Raw genomic sequence first — 20,377 nt, forward strand, 5'->3', positions numbered from 1 at the left:
AGATTTGAAAAATATTATGCTGACAGTTGCATATGATGGGAGCGGCTATCACGGCTTCGCTTTTCAGGAAAACACCCGGACAATAGAGGGTGAGCTGAAAAATGCCGTTGATGCGCTGACCGGTGAGGATTCGGAGATTATCGGTGCCAGCAGGACAGATGCCGGAGTGCACGCATATGGAAATCTGGTGGTGTTTAAAACAGAATCCACCATTCCTGCTGAAAGCTTTGCACCGGCATTGAATAATAAGCTCCCCGATGATATCAGAATCATGCGGTCGGAGGAAGTTCCGCTTGAATTCCATCCGAGAAAGTGCCTCTCAGAGAAGACATATGAGTATAGAATCCTGAACGTTAAGACAATGGTGCCTACTAAGAGGCTCTATTTTTGCCATAACAGCTATCCTCTTGATGAAAAGAGGATGAACGAGGCTGCCAAGTACCTGGTGGGAGAACATGATTTTTCAAGCTTTTGTGCAGCCGGATCTCAGGCACTAAGCCATGTTCGAAGGATTATTTCGGCAGAGGCTGTGAGACAGGGCGATGAGATAGTGATTAGAATCACAGGCAACGGCTTTTTATATAATATGGTGAGAATTATAGCGGGGACTCTGATGGAGATAGGCAGGGGGAAGGGCGAGTCTTCGGACGTTGAAAAGATGATCGGAGCAAAGGACAGAGCGGCAGCAGGACCGACAGCTCCGCCGCAGGGACTTTTCCTTATAGAATACAGATTCCCCGAGGAATTATAAAATTTTTATAACCTCAGCTATTTTGTGCTATTTTCGGTGGATTTTGGGTTGACAAATTGAAAGAAATAAGCATATAATATATGACTGTGTGACGATTATCGCCAAAGTTATCCCGGTAAGTAACGAGGCGTATATCTTATACAATATATAAGCGAATGGATCAGGTGAAGGGTTCTTCGCACCAGAGTTTAACTGTTAACTGGTTATGGAGGTAATTAGAATGAACACATATATGCCTAATGCTTCTTCTGTTGAGAAGAAATGGTATGTTGTAGACGCAACAGATATGACACTCGGTCGTCTTGCTTCTAACGTTGCTAATGTACTTAGAGGAAAGAATAAGCCGATTTATACACCCAACATTGATACAGGTGATTATGTAATCGTAATCAACGCTGAGAAGATTAAGGTTTCAGGTAAGAAGATGGACCAGAAGATGTACTGGCACCACACAGATTACGTTGGACACCACAAGGAGTTCACTCTTCGTCAGATGATGGAGACACACCCGGAGCGTGTTATCGAGCATGCAGTAAAGGGAATGCTTCCCAAGGGTTCTCTTGGCAGACAGATGTACACAAAGCTTCACGTATACGTAGGCCCTGAGCACGATCATGCAGCTCAGAAGCCCGAAGTACTTACATTCTAATCTGAAAGGAGAATTTGAAAATGGCTAAAGCAGCAAGTTTCTATGGCACAGGTAGAAGAAAGAAGTCTATCGCCAGAGTTTATCTTACACCCGGTAAGGGCAATATCACTATCAATAAGAGAAGCATCGACGAGTATCTTGGACTTGAGACTCTTAAGGTTATCGTTCGTCAGCCCCTTGTACTGACAGATACTCTTGATAAGTTCGATGTTAACGTAACAGTTCGCGGTGGCGGCACAACAGGTCAGGCTGGTGCAATCCGTCACGGTATCTCAAGAGCACTTCTTCAGGCTGATTCTGATGAGTACAGACCTGCACTTAAGAAGGCTGGATACCTTACACGTGATCCTAGAATGAAGGAGAGAAAGAAGTACGGTCTCAAAAAGGCTCGTCGCGCTCCTCAGTTCTCAAAGAGATGATCAATCTGCTATTGCAGAATGTTGTTTCTTCGGAAATATTCAAAGATCTATTACCGGAAGCCTGTGTGGCTTCCGGTTTTCTATTTAAGTCAATCCTATTCAGAAATTAGTAATTTCATTTTTTAATTCTATTCAGGCTTATTCTTAAGGCATGTCTATTGGTTTGTGATTCTGAGTGTTCTTGACTACAAATCTTGTTTTATTCTGTTTGAGTCAATGATCGCAGTGTGTCTGATTGACTGCAATTCCAAGATTATTCTATATGAGTCAACCAGCTACGGTTGTGGATTTGACTGCAAATCCAGTATTACCATATATGGGTCAACTATTGCATGGGGATGCGTTGACCTCAAATCATGTAATTTCAAGAATGAGTCAATGGTCCTAGGGAATTTTCATGACCGCATTTCTAATATCTTGTACCTGAGTCAACAGCCAGGTTGGAATCCGTTGACTTCAATTCTATTAGCTTCTAATTTGAGTCATATTCAGCAGAAAAAAGATGTGATCTATGGATAAATATCTCAGATGAACTGTAATTATTTGATTTGCATGCCGGTAGATTATATTGCATACTACAATGTATGTGATAATACGAGAGAAATGGGGGAGAAAAGGCATAATGACACATAAAGAGTTATGGACAGAGTTCTGTTCAAAGAAGAATATAGATATAAATACACCATACGAAGCTTGGGGATTTGGCAGTACTGAAGAAGATATGGACAAGCTTTCAGAATTAGTTTTGGAGGGAAAAAAGTTTGGAACAGCAAGCTCTTACGATGAGTATGTTATGGAGGATGCTTTGGATGCGCTTCCGAAAATCGGTGATTACAGTGTAATACTGAATAGCCAAGACGAGGCTGTATGCGTGATCAGAACTTATGACGTGTACGTGAGAGCATTTGGGGATGTGCCTCCTTTTCACGCTTATGCCGAGGGGGAGGGCGACAGATCGCTCCAATACTGGCGTGAGGTTCACGAAACATTTTTTATGGATTGTCTTGGCGAAAACAAAATGCAATTTAGCTGGGAATCGCGCGTGGTTTGCGAAAAATTCTGCGTTGAATATATTCCGGGAAAAGAAATTGCTGATGAGGAGCTTCTTTTTGCTGAGCCTACAATGAACTTTGCAAAAGAAATAGCAGCATACAGACAGGAAATGTTGGATGCCGGGTCCTCATTTGATGGATGCTTTTCCATGAAAAGAATGCCTGACATACAAGAATATGTAGATTACTGTATAGGCTGGGCCAACCCAAGGAGAAAAGCAGATGAACATGGTGCATGGGGAAATGTGCTTTTAGTCATCAGGAAGTCTGATATGAAGATGGTAGGTTGCATGCAGGTTCACAATGTTCTCACCGAGAGGATGAAAAAGTATACAGGACATGTGGGTTATTCGGTTCGCCCATCAGAGCGAAGAAAAGGTTACGCAAAAAAGATGCTGGCTAAGGCTTTGGATTTTCTTTCGAGTTTCGGATTTGAAAAGGTTTATGTAAGTTGTCTTCCTGAAAATGAAGCTAGTAGGAAAACAATCTTGGCAAATAACGGAGAATTTGTCGAGACGGTTTTTGTGAAGGAAGATAATGTTACGCTTGAGAAATACAGAATCAGGCTTTAAGTGGTGTTATATCCATAAATAAAAAATAGATAGAGTAGGGACACAATGTTTGTAGAAGGTTTAAAGGAAAACAATATAAGCAAACTTCTGGCTACACCCAAGAGTGACCTCCACAATCACTCTACCAAAGGATGCAGGAGAGAGTGGCTTGCCCAGAAACTGAATGTTGATATTCCTAAGCCACCACAGCGCCTTGATGGACTTGAAGGTATGCAGGCATGGTTTAGGTCCTCTATAAAACCCTTTTGTGATGGCTATGAAAATATGCTGCTTAGATGGGAGGGCGCTTTTACTGAGGCTAGGCGAAATAATATTACTCGTCTTGTTATGAATTTTGGTACAGCTGAAGTGGATCAGGTAGGAACGGTACAAGAGTTCCAAGAACTTATTGAAGGGTTCCATAAAACATATTGTCCGGATAGTATCTTTGAAGCTGAGCTGACATATCCCTCCTTTGGAAACGTGGAAGAAGAGGCAGACGAACTCGATAAATATGCCAGTTCAGGATACTTTAAGGCGATAGATATTTGCGCAGGAGAAAAAGTCCAGCCATTTGAAGCTTTTTTGCCACTGTATAGAAAGGCTGAGAAGTACCATTTGACCAAGAAGATGCATGTTGGAGAAACAGGTTCGGCTGAGGATGTAAGAAGGGCTGTAGAGACTTTGGGCCTATCAGAAGTTCATCATGGAATTAATGCATCAACATCCAAAGAAACCATGAGATTTCTTGCTGATAATCAGATACAGGTTAATGTCTGCCCCAGCAGCAATGTAATGCTGGGATTTGCAAAGGATTATAAAACACATCCAATCAAAATATTGGTGGAGAATGGTGTCAGGGTTACCATAAATACTGATGATCTGCTGATCTTCGACTCGTCAATTGAAAATGAATATCTTAATCTTTACAGGGCGGGTACACTGAGCGCAGAGCAGTTGGATAAAATAAGGCTAACAGGATTAGAAATTCTGTGATAGCATAAAAGAATATTTATTGTGCCTATAGTATGATACAGATTTGATATTGGAGAAAGTCATGGTATTTGAAAAATCATGTGGAGCAATTGTTTTTACTTTGGAAAATGGAGAAATAAAGTATCTTCTTGTAGAGGAAATGAGTGGCTGTCACAGCTTTCCGAAAGGACATGTGGAAAATAATGAAAACGAGGAAGAAACAGCACTTCGTGAAATAAAAGAAGAGACAAATCTTGAAGTAGAATTAAATACTGATTTCAGAGTGACAGAAAGCTATAATCCAGCAGAGAGGCCTGGAACGAGGAAGGAAGTTGTTTATTTTCTTGCAAAATATACAGATGCTAAGCCTTGTGTGGTACGCCAAAATGAAGTTCGTACCTTAAAAAGTCTTAGACTTGAGGAAGCTATTGATATTATTGAACACGACAATAAAAAAGAATTGCTCAAGCAGGCCGATGCTTATATAAAAAAGAACTATATATGAAAAAATATTGTAAAGATTTAAAGGACTGATCCAGATGCCATTTAGCCGTCACTGGATCATGCATATAGAAGCCATGCGCTGCATCAAGAATAAACTCTGCAAGATAGCACGAAAGGGTGCTGATCCTGTTGCTTATTGTGGCTTTTCCTGTAATCACTGTTTCCTTTCAGAGTGGTGCGGGTCCTGCAGAACGAAGCACAATGTCTGCTCTTTTGTTACCTGTGCGGAGGACAGAATATGTCCGAATGTGAGATGCTGTAAGGAAAAAGATTTGGACGGATGTTATGAGTGTGATGAGCTCGAAAATTGCAATAAAGGATTTTATATTCCATCAAATGACGGGGCAAATGCAGCAAAGGCTCAGGCATTATATATAAGGAAATACGGAAAGAAAGAGTTCTTAAAGGTTCATGACAGACTACATGAGAAGTATGACTTCCAAAAGACACAGGAAGTTTTGGGACAGGATTATAAGGAAGGATTGAGAATTCTGGAGGAAAGCTATATGGAATAAGGAATGTGGAAAAGGGAGTTCAAGTGTGGATAAACTGATACCCAGATGATGGACTTCAACATGACAGTTGAAATACCCATTGTCTGGGTATTTCTATTGTCAGGAGGAATCTATCATAATGTATGGAAGGGATATAAACAGAAAAAAGCTAAATGATAATCCGGTTGTCGAAACCATCTATGGTGAAACAGTGGGATTTACACTTCCCTTTAGGATAAAACTCTTCGAAAAATGGAAAGAAAACCCTACCCCTGAAACCATAGAGGAAGAGCTTAAGAAAGTTGATATTCTGGCAATAGACCTCTTATCCCATTCATTTAAAGATATATGTGCAAGATTCAAATACGGCGGATATCCTCTACCTACAGAAAAATCTCACCCTGAAATAGATCCGGAATATAAAGAAACTAATCCTTTGATACTGTCAGGGAAGTTTTACAGAAAGAAACGAGGATTCGGAATGACGATAGATCCCGGATTTCGCCAAGAATTAATGGAAGCTTACCCTGACACATCAATTGAAGATATGTTAAGGCGCAATGGGATTGATCCACTTGATGTCGGATGTGAAAGAATCGTCAGATTGGAACAGGCTTTTAAGAGAGAAATATTCAGACGATATGCTGCGTCTGAAGGTGTTTCAAAAGTCGAGTATCATGTTTCTGCAGCCTCTCCAAAGCTCTTAGAGAATCCCTATGTAGAAAAGATAGTACGTGGAAATCTGTACATGAAAAATGCCTTCTTTAATGAGGTATACATGATACCCATTCCGCTTTCAAAGATTTTTGAGATATACGGAATTGATGATAGCTTGGTGAATACCTGGAGTAAAACGCGGATCAATTCATCTTTGCAAGCATGGAAGCCTTTGGAGACAGAGGTTATTCCATGTAATGAAGGCATTTTGAAGATACAGAATAGACGGGCTTCTATGATGTTCCAGGAAGTAAGAAAAGGTTTTTGCGAATTAGGACAGATATTCAAAACTGACAATTATGATATTCAGCGCAAAGTTTGTCGATGGGCAGATGGACTCCCCAGTGATCCTTGGGGATACTATTCCAGAAAAAGGATACTGAAACTGATGGATTTATCAAAAAGCCGCTATTACGCACTGCTACATAATGAAACATATGGAACAGGCAAAATTAACAGGTGTCGCAGAGATGAGGAAGATATAGCAATAATTCGCCAGGTACTTGCATACAAAGGCTTTGAGAAAGGTATACGCCAGGTATATATGCTTATGCCAAGGGTTACCGGACAGTCTTTTAGCATGTACAAGATACGCAGGCTTATGAATAAAAACGGAATCCGAACAACAATAAGACGTCCCAGCCGGAATAGAAAAGCAATGAAAGAACTCATAGCGAGAAACCAAAAAGCCAACCTCATCATGCGGAGATTCAGGCTTCACAGACCCAATGAAATAAGGCTTACAGATGTGACATATCTTGACTATGGTGATGGTCTGCGTGCCTATGGTTCAGCATCTGTGGATCCGGTTACAGGCAGACTCATATGCTTCATTGTCAGTGAAAACAATGATCTTCAGCTTGCGCTTGATACCCTGGCAGCAATGGATTCTTACCCTGCCAAAAGTGGTGCAATACTTCATTCCGACCAGGGCATGCTTTACATGAGTGATGACTTTCAGGCTGCAGTTGTTGAACGAGAACTTACGCAGTCAATGTCAAGACGCGGGAACTGCTGGGATAATGCAGTACAGGAATCATTCTTTGGGCACTTTAAGGATGAGTGTCATTATGAGGAATGTAAAAATCTCGAAGAATTGCAGGAATGTATTGATAGATATGGCTTTTACTATAATAATGAAAGAGGCATGTGGGATAGAGAAAAGATGACACCTGCAGAGTATGAACAATACCTGGAACAGATGAGTGAAGCAGAATTCGCCAAATATCTGGCGAGAGAAGAAGAACGCTTTGAAAAGATGAAGGTAAAGTCAGCAAAAAACGCTCACATGGCTGCAAGAAGCTATAAGGAGTTTACAGAAAAAAGTATTGGGGGATTAAACGATGAAACTGGTGGATCATTCAAAAAAGTATAAATATGAGGACGGCAGTGACAGACCTGATGAAAAGATCATTCCCTTTCTCGATAATGAGTTTGTTACTGGCTTCAAAGAGGACAGGATCTTCTACTCTAAAGACTTTGACATTGCCCTGTACAAGAAAATCCATGATGAAGGAATGACATATGTTCAGGCTTATAAGGCGCTTGGATTTGACACAAATATCTTGGGAGAAGACCGAGCCTATTCAGCCGGAAAGCGCGTAATGCAGAAGGCCAGAGACAACAAACTTTTTACTGTAGATGAGACGAATTATGACGGCTCCGTCTCCCGTGAACAGATGGGAAATCTCACGCCAGAAGAAGAACGGGCATATCTTGTAGCGCGTAACCACTATCTTGAAGAAATGCTTTTGGCTCAAAAAAAAATCCGATCCGAATTGGAGGAGTACTTTACCTGATTGAGGAAAAGGAAATCCGGGCAGACAGATTTGTTATGGTTGATTCATTCATAAATAAGCAGAAGTCGAAACTCAATGGGTATAACGTTTCACAATGCCTGCGTATGTTTGGAGTGTCTGACTCTGGCTACTATGCATGGAAAGGCCGCAAGGAAGATATATTTGGAAAACAGGCGGAGAAAAAAGCCGACAGGGATGCAATCAAAGAACTTATGCGTAGGATTATCATTGCCAGAAATGGCGTGGTTCCTGGGAAAAGGACATTCAGGGTGGAGCTTTTTAGAAGATTTGGCAGGACTGTGAATACCAAAAAGATAGCGGCGCTTATGGCTGAGATGAACATACAGGCACAGATGCCGCATAAAGATGCATATAAGCATCAGGCATCACATAATCACGTGTGCGCGGCGCCGGTAAATGCGGTGAACCAGAACTTCTTCATCGCTCCGCGAAGAGTCATTCTTTCAGACATAACATATCTTTACTATGGTGAATATCGGACCACTTTTTATCTGTGCGTATTCAGGGATGCCTATACTCGTGAAAACATTGGTTGGAGCATAGGGAGATATATGTCTCTAAAACTCGTAGAAGAAGCCTACCGGGATATGATGAGTGGTCATGCTGGCGAACTTGCGGAAGTCATGAGGACCAATGAAGTTTATGTGCACCATGATCAGGGGAGCCAGTACCTTGCCACTTCCTTTACTGAGCTACTTCACGATGATGGCTTTGTACAGTCTGTATCAGCCAGAGGCAATTCTCAGGATAACGCACCTATGGAGAGCTTCTTTGGGAGGCTTAAAACAGCCATCCTCGATATGGTTGCTATGTGCAGGGATTTTACATCTGCAAGACAGCTTGTGGATGGTTACCTTAAGGCATACAATTCAGAGCACTATCAGTATGATCTTGCAGGACTTACTCCTGAGGAATTCTATCAGTATGCCACAACGGGAGTATATCCACTTGACAACTACTTTGGTGTTCCTGCATCAATTATGATGACAGGTGGTGATCTGAAGAAAGTAAGACGCAGATATGCTGATGAAGAAGCTGCAGTTCGCAGAGAAGCATCCCAAAAGCATCGTGAAGAAAAACGGCTTGTTAATCCTGAAAAAGTAATACTTCGTGACCAACGCCTTCTTAAGTCAGTAATAGATAAGTGGAAGGATAAGGAAATGACAGCATCTAATCAGATCACAAAAATGCAGGCTGTCCTGGAAAAGGCCAAGAGCGCTCTTCAGTTCATAAAGTCACTTACAGAAGACAAACGCTCTGAACTTAAAGAACCACTTGCATGGAGAAAATATACTGAACTAAGTTATGTATTCATGATGAACGAACTGTTCTGATCTATATATTCTTCAAAATCTTATATTTTTAAATACTTTACAGCTGTATAATAAACGCAGCTGTATCGTGGCAGTAAGGGTCTGGCTTATCGCAAATGCGAGTTCACCTCACTCTCTGACGGTACAGCTTTTTGATTGCCAGGGAATCCTCTGGCCTATTTGTTGTACCCTCTATCATTATCCCCTACAAAAAGCTATAAAAAAGTACTACTGTCAACCTAAAGTCTATCGTAGTACTACTTAAAATCCATCACTGTCATATATATTTTTGCACTGTCTATTATGATTCCATTCAACCTTAAAATCTGTCACAAAAAAGTCCTTGACTTTCGAACCGGTTTAGGACTCCCTTTTTGATTACATATAAAAACACGCATTGCGAGTGATGGAAAGGCATGATATAATTCACTTGACGCATTGCGTGGAGGTGCAATTATGGATATAGCAGAGAAAATTAAGCAATTAAGAGAGAGCACGGGAGAAACAAGAAAAGAGTTTTCGATTCACACTGGTATACCGGTTCGTACTTTAGAGGATTGGGAAGCAGGGCGCAGGACTCCTCCGGAGTATATTCCGAGGCTGATCGCTTATCAGCTGGAATATGAGAAAATAATGAAGGATAGAGGGGAATTTAATGGCAAAGAATGAAATTGTTTTATTTACAGACGGGAATACAGAGATAGAGGTGCAGATAAGTCCTGAGCAAGAAACAGTTTGGCTAACACAGAAACAAATCGAGCAGTTATTTGATGTTAAGCATGCTACGGTAAGCGAGCATATTAGCAATATTCTTAGCTCAGGAGAGCTTGATGAGACTTCTGTCGGTTTTTCCGACAAAAGTTCCGGAGGAAGAAAACCAAAGATTTATAATCTTGATATGATACTTTCTGTTGGATATCGAGTTAATTCAAAGAGAGGTATAGCTTTCAGACGATGGGCAAGTGCGGTGCTTAAACAGTATACTTTAAATGGCTGTGCTATCAACGAGCGCAGGTTACAGGCACTTCAAAAAACTGTGGAAATACAAACAAAGATGATTGCAGGGACATTGGATATTGAGCAACAGGATGTACTTAAGGCTGTAAATTTATACACGCAAGCACTTATGCTTTTGGATCAATATGATCACCAGTCTCTTGAGAAGCCTGAAGGATCGAGCCCAATATACAGAATCACCTATAAAGACTGCAGAGAGATGGTCAATTACATGGAGGATACTTTTAAATCAGACGTATTTGGTGTAGAGAAAGAAGTTGGTAAAGTGGAAGGCATTCTGGCAGCAGTCTATCAGGATGTCTTTGGAGGGGAAGTGTATCCTTCGCTCGAGGAAAAGGCGGCCAATCTTCTTTATTTCATGATAAAAGACCATCCTTTTGAGGATGGCTGTAAGAGAATCGCATCGGCGGTAACACACTTGGATGAGGATTCACCTCATATGCACGTAGTAGGAGTTCCGGTAGCAACAGGATACAAACGAGGACTAAGCAAACAGGTGGCAAAAACAAAAAGTGTTTGATCAGGAGAGACTAGAAAAAATACAAGATTTAATGCACGATTTTGTAGAGCATCAGATGAAAGACCACCCGGAGATCTTTGGAGATGAAACCTTAAAGCCAAAGGAAAAAGGAAGGAATAGCGACTTCTCAAAAGAATTCTACTTAAGGCTAAAGCAGCAAGAATATGAAAAGCTGTATATAGATGCTGTAGTGAAATCCGAGATGAATAAGGAATTCATGAGATATGCGTCATTAGAAAATCCAAAAACTACACTTGGAAAACTCGTATCCGGATCATTCAAGAAATTCAAGGAATGGTGGGATAGAACTAGAAAGCCTGAGGTGACCGAAAAGGCTAGAACGAGTATCCTGGAACAGCTAAGGGAAGCTGGAGTTAGGGCTGATCAGCACAACGAACAGCAGATTCCAAAATCACACAGAACAGACTTGGGAATAGAGAGATAATCTTTCTAAAGTAGAGGACAGGGGCGTGAAAACGTCCTTGTTCTATGTGTAAGAATATTGAAGAGGATAGAGAAGACACATATAATCTAAAATGCTGGGTATTACGTAAGTCTTATACAGGCAAATCACAATTTACCGATACAAGGAACACAGCATTGGTATTCATGTATGAAATAGAAAGGTTGGAGAAAACATGGGATTCATATCGTTTAACGAGAACTATTACCGCAAAAAGTTGGAGAAGTATGAGCGAGATCAGCTTTCCGACGCGGATATTTACGAAGCAAAGCAACTGCTGAAGGTGCTTGATGATTTAGCAGATGAAGGATACACAAATCTGAATGATTGTATGGAAGAAGATTTCTCATGTCTGACAAGATTGAGGGAGGTCCTCCATAAAAACGGGGTAGCGCCTTTTCCGATTGATTACGAAAGGTTAGCGGATACTGTTTACAGCAAGGAGGAGTATGAACTTGAAGAACTGCTTGGACAATTATTATCAGAAGCAGGCAAGGTAGGCAGCGTTTCCGCCAATCCGTTCCTTGAAGAAATATACAAGTACAGTGAATGGATCAGATATGATGAAGATACAGCATATGTATTTTTGATGAGGGATGCATTGCTCCCGTATATATACTTCCGCAGCAAGAATCGGGATAATCTCTATCCGTGGCTGATCAGCCGCAAATTTCTGAGGGAAATTACAGAAATAGATGACATGGATGATGATATCCGTATTCCTCTTTATGGGGCGCTTGAAAAAGGCCATGTTTCGTATGATAGATATTTTCCTTTCTGCCGAGAAGAAATACTCGAAGCACTTGATGAATACCCGGAATTGAAAAAGATTCTTTCTGATATGCTCGGAACCATTAAACAGAACAGGATTGTGGTGATCGAATCAGGCTATATGGGAACAATCCCTATGATGTTGGCGGCCCTGGATAGCAGAGTGGATTTCAGACTGTTCACAACAGCTCCATTCCTTTACGATACATACCAGGATAAGATCTTCTGCCGCAGATACGAGGATATTCGCAAGTTTGAGACCATGTATTCGCAGGATCTTTTTATGCAGTATTCTTCTTGGCGGGACGGAAAGTTTTATGTGAATATAACCACTGACGATATAGTGCGAGAGCGATCACTCGCTGAAATTAAGATGTTTTTGAAGGGGTGAATAGAACGTTCCGATTAATACGGATACAGAAAACTGGGTTTCAGATTCGCCATATTTGCATTCGTTTGACGGACTCGATGCTCTTCATCATCAGATGGATGAGGGGACATTAAAGGAAGACATTGATGCGGCAATAGCATAGATGCACAACTTGATATGTCGATAGTATTTGATGAAAAGAGCAAGCTCTTTTCCCTGATGACTGCAAATACAGAGTATCAGATCAAGATAAATGAGCCGGGAATGGTTCTTCACACCTACTATGGTAAAAGAGTGAGTGGCTTTGATATGGGGTATCTGATCAAGGAACTGGACAGAGGGTTCTCGGGAAACCCCTATGAGTACAAGAACAGGAGAGGCATATCAGCAGACACGCTTCCACAGGATCATCCGTGAAAATGTATGCCCTAAGGAGTTTCGCGACATTAAGCGCCCTGTCCTTATGAATAACTGGGAGGGTACCTACTTTGATTTTGATGATGACAAGATAATGGATATAGCCGACTGTGCCAAAGAAGCGGGCTGTGAGATGCTGGTCCTTGATGACGGCTGGTTTGGAGCAAGGTATGATGATCACGCGGGACTTGGAGACTGGGTGGTTAACAGGGATAAGCTAAAGAAGGGCATGGATGCCATTGCTGATCATGTAGAGAGCCTTGGCATGAAATTTGGCCTGTGGTTTGAACCGGAGATGGTCAATGAGGATTCTGATCTTTACAGGGCACATCCCGACTGGGCACTCACTGATCCCGGCAGAAAGCCGGTGATGGCAAGAGATCAGTTGGTGCTTGATATGTCAAGGCCTGAGGTTATAGAATATTTGTATGAGAGTATTTCAGCGGTGCTTAGGAGAGCTAAGATATCCTATATCAAGTGGGACTTCAACAGATCACTGTCAAATGTCTTTTCCAGAGGGCTCTCCGCAGACAGGCAGGGAGAAGTTGCCCACAGGTTTGTTCTCGGTTCATACAGGCTGATGGAGAGATTAAGGGAGAGTTTCCCTGATGTGATGATTGAGGGATGTTCAGGTGGCGGCGGAAGGTTTGATGCTGGAATCCTGTTCTACTCACCTCAGATATGGTGTTCTGACAACACCGAGGCAATCAATCGTCTGAAAATACAAAAGGGCACAACCTACGGTTATCCGGTGAGCACAATCGGAAGTCATGTATCTGCTTCGCCCAATCACCAGACCGGACGCGAAGTACCACTTATGACAAGAACAATTGTTGCAATGGTGGGAACCTTTGGCTATGAGCTTGACCCGAGGACACTCAGTGCAGACGAGAAGGCAATGATCCGCCGGCAGATAGACGTTTTTAACAGATATTATGATCTGATACAGAGGGGAATGTACCTTCGCCTGTCAGATGAACTTGACGAAGAGTACTACACATCCTGGGGATTTGTGTCAGAGGATAAGTCCGAGGCGCTTCTTAATCTGGTGGTCACCGATGTGAGAGCCAATCCGGAAGTTATATACGTTCGCATGAGAAATCTTGATCCTGAAGCGATGTATGAGGTCGATAACTGTATCTCATCCTGTGAGAAGGTTCCGGAAAATGATGCGGGAGAGAAAGCAGATGTAATTGGACAGGTTTTTAGCGGAGCTGCGCTAATGAATGCAGGCTATGCCTTTGATCCCGTGTTCGGTTCATACCCGGCGATACAACTTCATTTTAGAAAGAAATGTTAAGAGACATCAATGGATTTCAAAATAGTTTTTTCAGATATAGACGGAACAATTCTAAACAGTGAACATAGAATGCTTAAGGGCACACTTGATGCAATATTTGCCCTAAAGAAAGCCAATATCCCTTTCGTCATTGCGACAGCAAGGGGGCCATCCGGAGTACGGCCGATTTTTAAAAGGTACGGGTTTACCTGCCCGATGATCTGTTATAGTGGGGCGCTTATCATTGATGAAAACGATAAGATAATGTACTCGGAGGGATTTGATGCCGATGACGCGAGGGATATTATTTCTTATATAGAGGCGGAGAAGATTGACTGTACATGGAATATCTATTCAGAAGAATTGTGGATTGTAAATGACAGGAATGACCGACTGGTCCGCGCAGAAGAGGAAATCGTTGAGGTCTGTGCAACAGAGGGCGGCATAGAGCTTCTTCCAAAAGATGCAATCATAGGAAAGCTCCTTTGCATATGTGAGCCTGAAGCAATATGTGGTATAGAAAATGAATTGAAAAAGAGATTTCCAAAGCTGTCGATAGTTAAATCCTCAGATGTTCTTCTTGAAATCATGGGAAAGGGAATTACAAAGGCCGACGGAGTCAGGCGAGTATGCTCGTATATGAACATCCCGCCGGAGAAAGCGGTTGCTTTTGGTGATCATTTTAATGATGCAGAAATGCTACGATCTGTAGGATTTCCTTTTCTGATGGGAAATGCTCCGGAGGAATTGAAGAAGGAATTCTCGTGTGTGATCGGAAGTAATGATGACGAGAGCATTTCAGAAGCCTTTAGGAGTATTGGCCTATTATTGGAGTGAGGGAGATGACAGTGTGGATAGAGCTCATATGTCATAACTTTCCATTTCATTTTTCTCACAGATATATTTAATGAGTAGAAAGTAAAATCAGAGTATTATTTTTGATCGCGGTTATTAAAGTTGCCACCAACCGCATACAGTAGCCCTGAGCTTTCTACCGTACGCAGCAGGTAAACAGCAACTTGTCTTACAAATGCCCAAAACAAGGTATTTAAGGCAGTGAAAAAGTTCTCAAAGAGATAATCATCTCTCTATACGAGATTACAAAGCATTATACAAGAGAGTCATCCGATTGGATGGCTCTTTTTTATGTTTAATAATAGTGAAACATTGATTCTATGGGATTTTCAGTGGGTTTGTAGAGGGGATAAAACTAAATGAGAGGGAGAATTTTTTATATTCTTCCAAACAGTAGGTAGATTTGAAACTAACAAAAATAACTTAAAATTACTATAACATTTGAAAAGATTTACACATTTTTACACGCGGAAAAAGGGGTGTGTAAATTTGGGCATAGTAAACACGATAAATAGCAATAAATTGTTTGCTGTAAATATATATTTGTGAAAAACAATATATTTTTCCCTTGGCGATAGAGAGGCATGCACTCGCAACGCGCTTCTTAGCACAGTTGAAGATAAGACCGGAAAAGTTTATGATCAATACAAGAATAAGGGCATAGAAACTACGTTTGAAATGAATCCCGGAAATCATTTTAAAGATGCGGATCTGCGTCTTGCAAAGGGAATAGCCTGGATACTTAAATGATCTTAACTATTAAAATTAACATCAAGAGAAAGACCAAAGAGAGCGGCCATGACAAATACAGAACAGACCACACAAAATATGACCTCAGGAAACAGTATGAAACAGATCATACTGTTCTTTTTGCCCTTATTATGGGGAAATCTTTTCCAACAACTATATAGTCTTGTGGATAGCATTATAGTTGGCAAGGGAATCTCGGATCAGGCGCTGGCTGCTGTTGGGGCAACCGGGACACTTAACTTCCTTATACTTGGATTTGTTGTGGGGATGACCAGAGGATTTGGCATAACCTTTGCCCAGAACTTTGGAAAAAACGATATGGCTATGCTGAATGCATACATCAGAGCAGCCAAGAAGCTCAGTATCACGTTTGGAATAGCCTTTACTGTTGTATGCGTTTCTTTGCTCAATAAGATGCTGACGTTCTTGAACACTCCTGAAGATATCTTTGATGATTCGTATAGATATTTTGCTGTGATCTTATTGGGAATTGTAGTGACGGTTATGAATAACCTTGAGATTACAATTCTCCAGTCAATGGGAGATTCCAGAACGCCCCTCACTGCTATGATCTGTTCATCACTCGTGAACATCATGCTTGATATTATTTTCATAATGGCCTTTGGCACAGGAGTTGTCGGAGCAGCAGTGGCAACAGTGGTCTCTCAGTTTGTATCATACCTTTTGTGCCTTAAAAAGCTTAGAACCATCGATTTTATGAGTCTGGGAAAAGACACGTCAGAAATAGCAGATGAAAAGAATATATTGGTTGAACTGATGAAAATAGGACTTCCTGTGGCACTTATGAATTCGGTCACAGCTGCAGGGGCCATGGTATTGCAGTACTTCGTAAATCTTATGGGAAGCGCATATGTGGCAGCCTATTCAGCCTGCATGAAATTTGCATCACTCTTTGAGCAGTTCGGAATGTCCGTAGGTCTTTCCATGATGACCTTTGTGGGGCAAAATAAGGGCGCTGGCAAATATGACAGGATACGCACAGGAGTAAGACAGGGCCTGATGCTCTCTACACTTGTGAATGTGCCTATATCGCTCCTTATGATATTTGTGCCCGGAAGCTTAGCAAGGATGCTGCTGACTGACAACATGATAATCGGTTATTGTACCGATTTCATGCCGATCATGGGAATAAGCTTTTTTGCCCTGGGCTGGCTTTTTGTATACAGATACTCTGTTCAGGGGTTGGGCAATACCTTTATACCAATGCTCTCAGGCGGGCTCGAAGTCATTATGAGGCTGATCTTTGGCTTTTTGGTAGGAAGGAACGGATTTAAGGGAATTGCCATTTCTGAAGTATCTGCATGGATAGGCGCTTTTCTGATGCTCATGGTGACATACTATTGTTTAATTGGCAAAAGAACTAAAGCAATAGCATAAAGTAGTAATAAAAAGACTCCCTGTATTTTTTATCCAAGGACTCCTTTTGTAATCTTGTTGCGGTATATGATAACACAGAAGATTTTAGAAGATTTGCAATTTACAAAGATGGTAGTCTTGTGAGATTGTCCCACAAAGTTCCTAAATGGTTTGACAATAAAGAATAACAAAGTTGCCACCAGCAGCATACAGTAGCCCTGAGCTTTCTACCGTACGCAGCAGGTAAACAGCAAAATTCTCAAGTCTTAGATTTTGTTTGAGTAGAGTACTTAGCGAGGTTTTCTACGAGCTTAGTACGAACCATACAAGTTCACTTGACAAGGTTTTTTCGAGTCTAGTGAAGCTTGTTGATTGCTTCTACCAGAGACTGGATATCAAGGTGGGTGTACACTTTCTCTGTCAGAGACATCGCCCCGGAGTGTCCTACGATTTTCTTTATCATTGTAGGATCCACATGAGCTTCTGCCAGCATTGATATGCAGGCGTGTCTTGTATCATGAGGAGTGTGCTCCATCCCAAGATTTTCAATTAGTGGTGTCCAGTAGCTGTCTTTATAATTTCTGTAGGTGAACTTTTTGTTTTCATCGGTGTGTAGAAGGTATTCGCAATCAGAGGATTCATACCATGCCTTGTAGAATGGGAGAACCTTGTCTGCTAACAGTAACATTTCACATTTCATGTAAGAAGCATTCGCTCACTAAAACAAGAGATGTGGTTTCGGTGAGTATACACAATCTTCGATTATTTCAAAGTGAAGAGTATAACGAAGAAATGATCGAAGTGGAAGTCGGGAGTGAAGTAAATATTCTCGATGATGTAAAAGAGATAGTTCCGGAATTCAAAATTGCATCGGCAGTAACGCACTTGGATGAAGATTCTCCTCACATGCACGTAGTAGGAGTTCCTGTAGCGACGGGATACAAACGAGGATTAAGCAAGCAGGTGGCAAAGACAAAAGTATTCGACCAGAAAAGATTAGAAACGATACAGGATCAGATGCACGATTTTGTAGAACATCAGATGAAAGACCACCCAGAGATTTTTGGAGATGAAACACTTAAGCCAAAAGGAAAAGGCAGGAATAGTGACTTCTCAAAAGCCTTCAAAACATTCAAGGAGTGGTTGGACAAGACCAAGAAGCCTGAGATAGCTGAAAAGGCTAAAACAAGCATTTTGCAAAAGCTAAGAGAAAGCCAGGCGATAGTTGATAAGAGGAAAGAGCAGCAAGGTCCAAATCTTAATAGGAATAATCTAAGACCTGAGAGATGAATAACTGAATAAATGTAAAGGAACCTTGACATAGATGACACGCTATGATATATTCAAAATGTAAAGGAAATTTGACAAATTTCAATTGGAGGATATGCATTGGAAAATTATGTAGAGAAGCTTCGGAAGGAACGCGGTTTAAACCAGGAGGAATTTGCTAAAATAATCCGAGTTTCCAGGCAGACGATTAGTTCAATCGAGAATGGTAAGTATAATCCATCGCTTGATCTCGCGTTTACCATAGCAGATTATTTTGGAATGACAATTGAAGATATTTTTATTCATAAGGGAGGTGGAAACGATGAAAATAAGTGATCTTAATAAAGGTGTTTTATGTATACTCGTTGGAAGTTGCTTTGTTCTAGCAGCGATTTTTGCCGAGGGTGCAGTAGACGGCTTGCTCTGGGGGTTGGCGGGAGGCGCTTTAGGACCCGGTATTGGATGGATTGTAAAGCATTTTTACTGGTCTGCTCCCAAAAACCAGAAAAGATACAGTGAAATTAAGGAACAGGAAGATATTTGTCTACATGATGAATTGAACGAGAAACTACGCGACAAAACGGGTAGAATAGCTTATAATATCATTTTTTTCTTGATATGCATTTCCGAGGTGACATTCGCTATTCTTGGAAAAGCAGGAGTGATTATCAACCATAAGATTATAGTTTGGTATTTGTTTGGATTGTTAATTATACAGATTGCAATAGATAAAGTGGTGTATTATCAATTGAGGAAAAAATACTGATTTAATTGCCCTTATTAAAGAATTCAAATGATAGGATAAAATGAGATATATAGTAATGGAAATCGAGTTTTCAATACTTTTGGGAGCATTCTGATGATGGTTACAAAGAAAGAATTAAAAGAATCACTTTTAGCGCTTGGAGTTACGAAGGGAATGACTTTGGAAGTGCATTCTTCACTCAGTAGTTTTGGTGAACTTGAGGGTGGTGCAGAAACCGTGATAGACACATTAAAAGATATAGTTACAGAAGAGGGCAGTCTTTTCATGCCTGCACTTCGTCTTAGTAAAGAACTTCCTCTTTCAGATGATGACAGGAAGATGGGAGTTACAGTTAAGATAAAGGTGCTTCCATCAGATGCAGACAGAACGGCAATGGGAATCGTTGCAGACACATTCAGAAAACTTCCTGATACCTACACAGGCCAAGATACCATAAGCACATCAGGCTGGGGAAAGCATGGAAAAGAAGCGGTGACAAGTGGACTTGATTATCCAATCCACAATGGAGGTAAGGCACTTTTACTTGGTGTCGATATTTATAAACTTACTGCAATGCATTATGTGGAAGGTATCACACCGGAGGATATAAACAAGCAGTTTGAGCCAAGTGAAGAGATTAACCGAAAATATCCTCCGGAAGAGTGGTTTATGGAAGCCGGACACCCTCCTGTAAAGGCATGGTACAAGATTCAGGATATGGCCTATGAAAAAGGACTCATAAAAGAAATGTCAATAGGCAAGTGCAAGGTGATGTTTTTCGATATCTGGTCTGTGGTTTCATTGTATGAAAATGAGTTAAAACGTGATCCCTACGGGCTTTGGGGGATGAAACCTGGATTGGAATTCAGACAGCTAACCATTTCAGATTTGCCGTCTTTGCTTGAATTATACCAGCAACTGGATGAAGACGATAAACAGTGCGCTTTTGAGCAAAGCGAAAGAGTCTGGAAGGAAATAGAAGAGAATCCAAATATTCAATATTTTGGTGCAATTGATAATGGTAAAGTTGTTTCTACCTGTTATGCCGTTTACATTCCGAACCTAACTCGTGGAAATAGAGGCATTTGCTTCATCGAAAATGTGGTGACAGATAAAGAGTATAGAAATCGCGGCTTGGCTTCAAAAGTCATAGATATGGCTGTTGCCTTTGCCAAGGATCAGCACTGCTATAAAGCTATACTTCAGAGCGGAATAGCCCGTACTGGAGCACATCGGTTTTACGAAAATAAAGGCTTTAACGGAGCATCAAAAAAGGCTTTTGATATGCGCCTGGAATAG

The 20,377-nt window shown here is 41.1% G+C and carries 23 protein-coding genes; 22 read left to right on the forward strand and 1 reads right to left on the reverse strand.

Translation table 11 applies throughout. From position 1 onward, the window contains the following. The first annotated feature begins 4 nt into the window (after nucleotides 1-4). The 18 genes from truA to G630_RS0118185 all read left to right on the forward strand — a co-directional run bounded on the left by truA (nucleotide 5) and on the right by G630_RS0118185 (nucleotide 17,085). Nucleotides 5-751, forward strand: coding sequence for a tRNA pseudouridine(38-40) synthase TruA (gene truA / locus G630_RS0118095; RefSeq protein ID WP_022761306.1), 747 nt, complete (start codon nucleotides 5-7; stop codon nucleotides 749-751). Between the two features lie 220 nt (nucleotides 752-971). Next, nucleotides 972-1,400, forward strand: a complete 429-nt coding sequence (gene rplM, locus G630_RS0118100; RefSeq protein WP_022761305.1) for a 50S ribosomal protein L13 — start codon at nucleotides 972-974, stop codon at nucleotides 1,398-1,400. A gap of 20 nt (nucleotides 1,401-1,420) precedes the next feature. Beyond that, entirely contained in the window at nucleotides 1,421-1,819 is a 399-nt protein-coding gene (gene rpsI / locus G630_RS0118105; RefSeq protein ID WP_022761304.1) for a 30S ribosomal protein S9, read from the forward strand. Between the two features lie 622 nt (nucleotides 1,820-2,441). After that, on the forward strand, nucleotides 2,442-3,443 hold the full coding sequence (locus tag G630_RS25225; protein ID WP_196805826.1) for a GNAT family N-acetyltransferase: 1,002 nt from the start codon (nucleotides 2,442-2,444) through the stop codon (nucleotides 3,441-3,443). A gap of 45 nt (nucleotides 3,444-3,488) precedes the next feature. Next, the gene (locus G630_RS0118120) at nucleotides 3,489-4,418 is read left to right on the forward strand and encodes a hypothetical protein (RefSeq protein ID WP_026499390.1); all 930 of its coding nucleotides are present in this window, start codon (nucleotides 3,489-3,491) and stop codon (nucleotides 4,416-4,418) included. 61 nt (nucleotides 4,419-4,479) lie between these two features. Then, the gene (locus tag G630_RS0118125; protein ID WP_026499391.1) at nucleotides 4,480-4,902 is read left to right on the forward strand and encodes a bis(5'-nucleosyl)-tetraphosphatase; all 423 of its coding nucleotides are present in this window, start codon (nucleotides 4,480-4,482) and stop codon (nucleotides 4,900-4,902) included. A gap of 58 nt (nucleotides 4,903-4,960) precedes the next feature. After that, nucleotides 4,961-5,416, forward strand: coding sequence for a hypothetical protein (locus G630_RS25985; RefSeq protein WP_330363839.1), 456 nt, complete (start codon nucleotides 4,961-4,963; stop codon nucleotides 5,414-5,416). Nucleotides 5,417-5,534: 118 nt separating this feature from the next. Next, the gene (locus G630_RS22755) at nucleotides 5,535-7,487 is read left to right on the forward strand and encodes an IS3 family transposase (protein WP_049946297.1); all 1,953 of its coding nucleotides are present in this window, start codon (nucleotides 5,535-5,537) and stop codon (nucleotides 7,485-7,487) included. Next, nucleotides 7,456-7,911 (forward strand): hypothetical protein, encoded by a 456-nt coding sequence (locus G630_RS22760; RefSeq protein WP_044959882.1) that lies wholly within the window; start codon nucleotides 7,456-7,458, stop codon nucleotides 7,909-7,911. Before G630_RS22755 ends, G630_RS22760 begins: the two co-directional genes overlap by 32 nt. Nucleotides 7,912-7,946: 35 nt before the next feature. After that, nucleotides 7,947-9,266, forward strand: coding sequence for an IS3 family transposase (locus G630_RS0118145; RefSeq protein ID WP_155832031.1), 1,320 nt, complete (start codon nucleotides 7,947-7,949; stop codon nucleotides 9,264-9,266). Nucleotides 9,267-9,701: 435 nt separating this feature from the next. After that, on the forward strand, nucleotides 9,702-9,914 hold the full coding sequence (locus tag G630_RS0118150; protein WP_022761299.1) for a helix-turn-helix domain-containing protein: 213 nt from the start codon (nucleotides 9,702-9,704) through the stop codon (nucleotides 9,912-9,914). Continuing rightward, complete coding sequence (rhuM, locus tag G630_RS24485; RefSeq protein ID WP_022761298.1) at nucleotides 9,901-10,782, forward strand: RhuM family protein; 882 nt, start codon at nucleotides 9,901-9,903, stop codon at nucleotides 10,780-10,782. The genes G630_RS0118150 and rhuM overlap by 14 nt, the downstream gene beginning before the upstream one ends. Further along, entirely contained in the window at nucleotides 10,775-11,227 is a 453-nt protein-coding gene (locus tag G630_RS24930; RefSeq protein ID WP_022761297.1) for a hypothetical protein, read from the forward strand. Before rhuM ends, G630_RS24930 begins: the two co-directional genes overlap by 8 nt. Nucleotides 11,228-11,420: 193 nt before the next feature. After that, a complete protein-coding gene (locus tag G630_RS0118165; protein ID WP_026499395.1) occupies nucleotides 11,421-12,407 on the forward strand; it encodes a hypothetical protein in 987 nt (328 codons plus the stop codon). A 156-nt stretch (nucleotides 12,408-12,563) separates the two neighbouring features. Further along, complete coding sequence (locus G630_RS0118170) at nucleotides 12,564-12,803, forward strand: hypothetical protein (protein WP_026499396.1); 240 nt, start codon at nucleotides 12,564-12,566, stop codon at nucleotides 12,801-12,803. Then, nucleotides 12,745-14,103 (forward strand): alpha-galactosidase, encoded by a 1,359-nt coding sequence (locus G630_RS22775; RefSeq protein ID WP_081668050.1) that lies wholly within the window; start codon nucleotides 12,745-12,747, stop codon nucleotides 14,101-14,103. Before G630_RS0118170 ends, G630_RS22775 begins: the two co-directional genes overlap by 59 nt. 9 nt (nucleotides 14,104-14,112) lie before the next feature. Further along, nucleotides 14,113-14,919, forward strand: a complete 807-nt coding sequence (locus tag G630_RS0118180; protein WP_026499397.1) for a Cof-type HAD-IIB family hydrolase — start codon at nucleotides 14,113-14,115, stop codon at nucleotides 14,917-14,919. A gap of 816 nt (nucleotides 14,920-15,735) precedes the next feature. Further along, nucleotides 15,736-17,085: an MATE family efflux transporter gene (locus G630_RS0118185; RefSeq protein ID WP_026499398.1), complete on the forward strand. Its 1,350-nt coding sequence runs from the start codon at nucleotides 15,736-15,738 to the stop codon at nucleotides 17,083-17,085. A gap of 334 nt (nucleotides 17,086-17,419) precedes the next feature. Here G630_RS0118185 and G630_RS0118190 read toward each other — a convergent pair whose 3' ends face one another. Beyond that, complete coding sequence (locus tag G630_RS0118190) at nucleotides 17,420-17,752, reverse strand: tyrosine-type recombinase/integrase (RefSeq protein WP_026499399.1); 333 nt, start codon at nucleotides 17,750-17,752, stop codon at nucleotides 17,420-17,422. 104 nt (nucleotides 17,753-17,856) lie between these two features. Here G630_RS0118190 and G630_RS0118195 point away from each other — a divergent pair, with 104 nt between their 5' ends. The 4 genes from G630_RS0118195 to G630_RS24495 all read left to right on the forward strand — a co-directional run bounded on the left by G630_RS0118195 (nucleotide 17,857) and on the right by G630_RS24495 (nucleotide 20,377). Next, complete coding sequence (locus G630_RS0118195) at nucleotides 17,857-18,354, forward strand: plasmid recombination protein (protein ID WP_242829966.1); 498 nt, start codon at nucleotides 17,857-17,859, stop codon at nucleotides 18,352-18,354. 99 nt (nucleotides 18,355-18,453) lie between these two features. Beyond that, complete coding sequence (locus G630_RS0118200) at nucleotides 18,454-18,669, forward strand: helix-turn-helix transcriptional regulator (protein WP_022750258.1); 216 nt, start codon at nucleotides 18,454-18,456, stop codon at nucleotides 18,667-18,669. After that, nucleotides 18,656-19,099: a hypothetical protein gene (locus G630_RS0118205; protein WP_026499401.1), complete on the forward strand. Its 444-nt coding sequence runs from the start codon at nucleotides 18,656-18,658 to the stop codon at nucleotides 19,097-19,099. Before G630_RS0118200 ends, G630_RS0118205 begins: the two co-directional genes overlap by 14 nt. A 93-nt stretch (nucleotides 19,100-19,192) precedes the next feature. Further along, nucleotides 19,193-20,377, forward strand: coding sequence for a GNAT family N-acetyltransferase (locus G630_RS24495; protein WP_081668052.1), 1,185 nt, complete (start codon nucleotides 19,193-19,195; stop codon nucleotides 20,375-20,377).

It is taken from the genome of Butyrivibrio sp. WCD2001 (assembly GCF_000424485.1).
In the GTDB taxonomy this organism is placed as follows: domain Bacteria; phylum Bacillota; class Clostridia; order Lachnospirales; family Lachnospiraceae; genus Butyrivibrio.